At 73.5% G+C, this 1802-nt stretch carries 1 protein-coding gene; it reads right to left on the bottom strand.

Annotated elements, in window-relative coordinates; all coding sequences use genetic code 11:
• Positions 1-1802 (bottom strand): polyketide synthase dehydratase domain-containing protein (locus ABZX30_RS38080; RefSeq protein WP_355943026.1); only part of this gene is annotated, 1802 nt, incomplete at both ends.

Below are 1802 nucleotides of genomic sequence, written 5' to 3'. Positions count from 1 at the left end.
TCAGCCAGCCACCGCCGCACCCGCCCCAGCACCAGCCCCGCCAGAGCACGCGAACGCGCCGACACACCACCCTCACCCCCACCGCCACCGCCACCCTCACCCTCACCGTCACCGTCACCGTCACCGTCACCGGCCGGGACCTCCCAGACCACGGCCTCGGGCACCTCGGCGTCGGCGGGCAGGCCGTCCCAGGCGGGCAGCACGCCGGCACCGGTGCTCCCGACGGTCGCGGGAACCCAGTCGATCCGCCACAGCACCCGCTCCAGACCACCACCGTCCGCGGCCTCCAACTGCTCCGCCGAGACCGGCCGGGTGACCAGGGACTCGACGGTCGCGACGAGTTGCCCGGTGGAGTCCGCGACGCCGATGGCCGAGACCTCCTCGCCGCGCAGTCGCCGGATGTGGACGCGCAGGGACGCGGCGCCGGCCGCGTGCAGGGAGACACCGTTCCAGGAGAAGGGCAGCATGGTGGCGCCCTCGTCCTCCTCGGTGCCGTCGAGCAGCAGGTCGACGTGCATGGCGGAGTCGAGCAGGGCCGGGTGCAGGCCGAAGCGCGCCGCCTCGTCCCAGCTGTCCGAGGGCAGCTCCACCTCGGCGAACACGTCGTCGCCGCGCCGCCAGGCCGCCTTCAGGCCCTGGAACACCGGCCCGTAGCCGTATCCACGGTTCGCCAGGCGCTCGTAGGCGCCCTCGACCTCCAGGCTCTGGGCGCCCGGCGGGGGCCAGGCGGTGAGGTCGAAGTCGGGAACGGTCGTGTTCGGGCCGAGCACGCCGGTCGCGTGCCGGGTCCAGGGGATGTCGGTGCCTTCGGTGCGGGAGAAGATCTCCACCGAGCGCTGCCCCGCGTCGTCGGCGGCACCGACCACCACCTGCACCGCCACGCCCGCGTCGGCCGGCAGCACGAGCGGTGCCTGGAGCGTGAGTTCCTCGACCGCGCCGCAGCCGGCCTGGTCGCCCGCGCGGACGGCCAGTTCCACGAAGGCGGTGCCGGGCAGCAGGACGCGGCCCAGGACGTCGTGGTCGGCGATCCACGGGTGCGTGTCCACGGCCAGCCGTCCGGTCAGGACCAGTCCGTCGGAGTCGGGCGAGACGACCACCGCGCTCAGCAGCGGGTGGCCGATGGCCTCCAGCCCGATCGAACCGGCGTCACCGGCGCGCGTGGCGGGCAGGTCCAGCCAGTAGCGCTGGTGCTGGAAGGCGTAGGTGGGCAGGTCGACGCGGGTGGCGTCACGGCCGGTGAAGAAGCCGTCCCAGTCGACGCCCGCGCCGGAGGCGAACAGGCCGGCCAGCGCGGTGACGGCCGTGACATCCTCGGGACGGTCCTTGCGCAGCACCGGAGCGAAGGTGACATCCTCGTCGTCGAGGATCTGCTTGGCCAGACCGGTCAGGACCGCGTCCGGACCACACTCCACGAACCGGCTCACACCCTGCGCACGCAGCGCGGTGATGCCGTCGGCGAAACGCACCGCCTCACGGACATGCGCGACCCAGTACTCCGGGTCGGTGAGCAGGCCGGGCTCGGCCACCGCACCGGTCACGTTCGACACCACACCCATCGACGGCTCGGTGAAGGCCAGTCCGGCGACCACCGCCCGGAAACCGTCCAGCATCGGCTCCATCAACGGCGAGTGGAAGGCGTGCGAGACCCGCAGCCGGGTCGTCCGGCGCCCCAGGGCGGAGAAGTGTTCCTCGACCGCCTCCACGTCGGCGCCGGAGACCACCACCGAGGTGGGTCCGTTGACCGCGGCGATCCCGACCGTGCCGGTCAGCAGCGGCCGCACCTCCTCCTCGGTCGCCTCGAC

This window comes from Streptomyces sp. NPDC004542 (assembly GCF_040610035.1).
GTDB lineage: Bacteria > Actinomycetota > Actinomycetes > Streptomycetales > Streptomycetaceae > Streptomyces.
Note: the sequence above shows the minus strand (reverse complement) of the source record. Positions and strands in the feature narration are given on the sequence as shown.